General features: G+C 43.4%; 8 protein-coding genes. All 8 read left to right on the forward strand.

Annotated elements, in window-relative coordinates; translation table 11 throughout:
- Positions 1-676, forward strand: a 676-nt coding sequence (locus Q0620_RS02075; RefSeq protein WP_298783011.1) for a hypothetical protein, incomplete at its 5' end; no start/stop codon positions are given.
- Between the two features lie 4 nt (positions 677-680).
- Positions 681-917 carry an XRE family transcriptional regulator gene (locus Q0620_RS02080; protein WP_298783012.1) on the forward strand — a complete coding sequence of 79 codons (237 nt, stop codon included), beginning with the start codon at positions 681-683 and terminating at the stop codon, positions 915-917.
- Between the two features lie 248 nt (positions 918-1,165).
- Positions 1,166-1,873, forward strand: coding sequence for a Rha family transcriptional regulator (locus Q0620_RS02085; RefSeq protein WP_298783013.1), 708 nt, complete (start codon positions 1,166-1,168; stop codon positions 1,871-1,873).
- Positions 1,870-2,091: a hypothetical protein gene (locus Q0620_RS02090; RefSeq protein ID WP_297900790.1), complete on the forward strand. Its 222-nt coding sequence runs from the start codon at positions 1,870-1,872 to the stop codon at positions 2,089-2,091. Before Q0620_RS02085 ends, Q0620_RS02090 begins: the two co-directional genes overlap by 4 nt.
- 86 nt (positions 2,092-2,177) lie before the next feature.
- Positions 2,178-2,693: a phage protein GemA/Gp16 family protein gene (locus Q0620_RS02095; RefSeq protein WP_298083197.1), complete on the forward strand. Its 516-nt coding sequence runs from the start codon at positions 2,178-2,180 to the stop codon at positions 2,691-2,693.
- A complete protein-coding gene (locus tag Q0620_RS02100; RefSeq protein WP_298783014.1) occupies positions 2,690-2,878 on the forward strand; it encodes a hypothetical protein in 189 nt (62 codons plus the stop codon). Before Q0620_RS02095 ends, Q0620_RS02100 begins: the two co-directional genes overlap by 4 nt.
- Before the next feature lie 38 nt (positions 2,879-2,916).
- Positions 2,917-3,111: a hypothetical protein gene (locus Q0620_RS02105; RefSeq protein WP_298783015.1), complete on the forward strand. Its 195-nt coding sequence runs from the start codon at positions 2,917-2,919 to the stop codon at positions 3,109-3,111.
- Positions 3,065-3,457 carry a hypothetical protein gene (locus Q0620_RS02110; RefSeq protein ID WP_298783016.1) on the forward strand — a complete coding sequence of 131 codons (393 nt, stop codon included), beginning with the start codon at positions 3,065-3,067 and terminating at the stop codon, positions 3,455-3,457. The genes Q0620_RS02105 and Q0620_RS02110 overlap by 47 nt, the downstream gene beginning before the upstream one ends.
- Positions 3,458-3,461 lie beyond the last annotated feature (4 nt).

Genomic DNA, 3,461 nt, shown 5'->3' on the forward strand with positions numbered 1-3,461 from the left:
AAAAAATTATAATGTTGAAAATATAGACAAGACTAAACTTTTAAAGTTTAAATTGGAACGTGGTAGCCTACAAATAGAGCTAAAAGACTTAATTGCAACTTTATTGGAGAGTATAAAAAATATGAGTGATCCATACAAAGTGATTGTAATCGTATTTATAACGCTAGCGATTTTAGGCGGATACTCCTACAGTGAGTATTTAACGCATATCGAAAATTTGGCTGAGATAAGCGCTGAAAGCGAAAATAGGCGTATCATAGCAGACCTAAAGTCTGATAAAAAATTACAAAATGCCGTTAATGAGCCGAAAAAGACCGTAGCTACCGTGCTTCGTGACGACGAAAGTGCTGTATTCAACGACGAAGAAGAGCCTATAACTCACGAGAAAGTGAAAAAATTCGAGTTTAAAGAGTTAGCCGATACGACGACAACGGATGATCAAATCGGAGAATTTACTATTTTAGGATACGAAAAGACAAATAGCGGAGATAGAAAATTTAAAATAGACGTAAACGGCATAAAATGGGTTAGCGCGAACCTTATAAACGCAGATCAACGCATAAAGCTGGCCACTGCTATAGAAAGAGGCAATAATGTGAAGCTGAAGATACGCACTGTTAAAGAATACGGCAAAATAAAGGAAGTTGCTATTCTGGATGTTATGGGCGGAGAATAGTAAGATGAGCGATAATTTAATCAAAACTACCTGCAAGCAGTTGGGGCTTACCTATAAGCAGCTGGGCGAGTTGATAGGACTAAGCGAGGGTAGAGTAAAGCAAATTGCAATACTTGACAATTCCGAAATTAGCGAGCAAGTCGTCAAATCTCTTGAAATGTTGATAAAAATTCACAAGCTGGAGGCCGAAATAAGCGAGGTTCGCGAATTTAAAATCCTACTAAAAAGATTAATAAAGTAATAAAAACCAACCCAATCTTTTAAATTCTAGCAAAAACATAACGTAATACCTTGACATAAGTTCGTATTTATGCTATTATTCCGCACAAAGGTTATAAAATATAACTTTTATGGGTTTTGCCATTTTAAATCTCGAAACTAGTTTTTCCGTTACCTTAATTTTAAGGCAACGAGCGAAGTGCGGATTTTATGGTTTTAAGGTTTGTCAAAAGGCTTCAATCGTTTAAAATTTTACCTAAGGAGTAAAATATGAAAAATTTAGTTGTCATCAACGACCGGAGCGTAGAGTTTGAGGTGGTAGATAATGGCGTATTTACCACCTCGTTGAGTGTTGCGGCCGTGTTTGAGAAACGCCACGATAATATTATAGCACAAATTCGGGCGCTGCCTAGCGATAATTTTACTGCCCTTAATTTTAAGGTGAGTGAATATGTCGATACTACGGGGCGAAAATTGCCGATGTATAAAATAACCCGCGACGGTTTTTCTTTGCTCGTTATGGGCTTTACCGGTGAGCGAGCCTATCGATGGAAAATAGAGTTTATCGCCGCCTTTAATAAGATGGAAGCGATGATGAGGCGCGGTGACTCTCATCTTGACGCGCTTATCGACAATATGGGCGCTCTGCACGAAAAGATAGATAAGCTTCAAGCCAAAAACTCTGCCCTTGCAGGCGAGCTGATCGAAGCTAGCCGCAAATACACCGCCGCACTTGAGCGCGAAAACGAGCTTTTACGCTCCGCGCGCGTAAGCGATATGCCGCTTAACGCACTCGTTTTAGTCGGCACGGGGCGTAAATTTAGTCCCTCGGAGTTGCAGCGCGCGCAAAAGTTAAAATCTCAGGGGCTTACGAACGCCCGGATAGCGCAGGCTTTGGGGCGCAACCTAAGCACCGTAGCGAGAAATCTACGCAGGGCTCGCCGCAGCGAATACGGACTTTTCGGAGGTGCGCTATGAGGGAGGTAAGTATTGCCTATATCGATGCGGCGGATAGGGCAAGGGATATGCTTTTATGCCTAGGTATCCTAATGCAGGGGCTAGGCTTAGTATGCGAGAATTACGAAAGCCCGAGCGGGCTAAAAGAAGCGCTCTATCTTTTAAGCAGATCCTGCGATGGCGCAAGTGACGATATGGCTCGAGCGAAAGCTGAGGGGCTACAGCCCGCTAAGGCATAAAATAACTTCATCGGGGCGAGAGATCGCCCCTGTTAAAAATTCCGCCCGTTTTTGCTACAATCATTCCAAACCGCAGGAGCGAAATCATGACCAAATCTCAAGAGATTTACCGAAAGCAGCTTCTAACCCGCATTCACACCGCCCCCTTATACAAGCAAATAAAGGCGGCGGATGCGTGGGAGGATTGGCTCGGCTTTCGTTTCGGCGTTTACAGCTGTAAGGAGCTAAGCATAAGCGAGCTTGAGCGCGCGCTTGATATTTTATGCGGCCGCGCAGAGGACGGGACGGACTTCAAGCCCGACGTACTGGGGAGAAATTTGATCTACAATGCAAGCGGTAAGCTCTGCAAGACGAAGCGAAGCGACAAAGACGCGAAGCCCGTCGTCAAAAAAATAAGCCCGTCGCAGTTTGCTCGCATAAGCGCGCTTGCCGCCCACCTTGGTATGGACGAGCGGGGACTTTTGGGCTTTACGATGCGACAATGTAGAATTTTGCTTGGCAGGAAGGAGCAGCTCGCCAAACTCAGCGCGGCAAATGCAAGCAAGCTAATCACCGGACTAAGCAAGATCGCGCAATTCCGCGCCAGCAAAGGGCAAGTATGATCTGCCCGAAGTGTGCCTACGAAAAAACCTGCGTCATAGCCACGATCAAAAGCACTACGGTGCAGCGTTGGCGCAAATGTCCGAAATGCGGCACCAGCTTCTGCACCATAGAAATTCTCAAGACCGACGAAGAGCTGAATCGATACGCCAAAGAAGCTCTGAAAGAAAAGATTAAAGATTTTTAGTGTATTATTTTTCAAAACATAATTAGAAAGGAGCTAAAATGGGCGAGAAAATTATCGCATTTTTAAGCGGAGCATCAAAAACTTACGACCTTTTCGGCTCTTTAGATAGCCGTGAAAAAAAGCCTATAACTATTCAAAGCGGTTTTGAAAATGTAGGCAATGCAATGAAACGGGTAATAGGCGAAAATGTCAAGCCAGATAAAAAGCAAAAAAGAGCCAAACAGCAATACTAAGCTTGAAGTAAAACAAACCCAAACCCTTATTACTTCAAGCCCTATCCCACCACCTGATTTTATGCGTGCTTATGCAGAAATTGACCCAAGCTTGCCTGATAGAATTTTAAAGCTTACAGAAGACAATCTCAACCATCAATACAAACATCAAAGCAAAATGGATATCTTGCAATTTTTAGGATGGGGGAGCGCTACGCTTATCACGCTTGTAGCTATGGGGTTAGGAACTTATCTACTAATGAATGATAAAGATTTAGCGGGATTTTCGTTCCTGCTCGGCTCCGCACTACCTAGTATAATAATTTATTTTACGAGTAGGGCTAAGCAACGACAGATCGATAAGTAAAAAT

This window comes from uncultured Campylobacter sp. (assembly GCF_938017615.1).
Taxonomy (GTDB): Bacteria; Campylobacterota; Campylobacteria; order Campylobacterales; family Campylobacteraceae; genus Campylobacter_B.

Bases quoted from the DNA above. Each gene is read 5' to 3' on its own strand.
- Q0620_RS02080 (WP_298783012.1), top strand. From the start codon at position 681: ATGAGCGATAATTTAATCAAAACTACCTGCAAGCAGTTGGGGCTTACC.
- Q0620_RS02085 (WP_298783013.1), top strand. From the start codon at position 1,166: ATGAAAAATTTAGTTGTCATCAACGACCGGAGCGTAGAGTTTGAGGTG.
- Q0620_RS02090 (WP_297900790.1), top strand. From the start codon at position 1,870: ATGAGGGAGGTAAGTATTGCCTATATCGATGCGGCGGATAGGGCAAGG.
- Q0620_RS02095 (WP_298083197.1), top strand. From the start codon at position 2,178: ATGACCAAATCTCAAGAGATTTACCGAAAGCAGCTTCTAACCCGCATT.
- Q0620_RS02100 (WP_298783014.1), top strand. From the start codon at position 2,690: ATGATCTGCCCGAAGTGTGCCTACGAAAAAACCTGCGTCATAGCCACG.
- Q0620_RS02105 (WP_298783015.1), top strand. From the start codon at position 2,917: ATGGGCGAGAAAATTATCGCATTTTTAAGCGGAGCATCAAAAACTTAC.
- Q0620_RS02110 (WP_298783016.1), top strand. From the start codon at position 3,065: ATGTCAAGCCAGATAAAAAGCAAAAAAGAGCCAAACAGCAATACTAAG.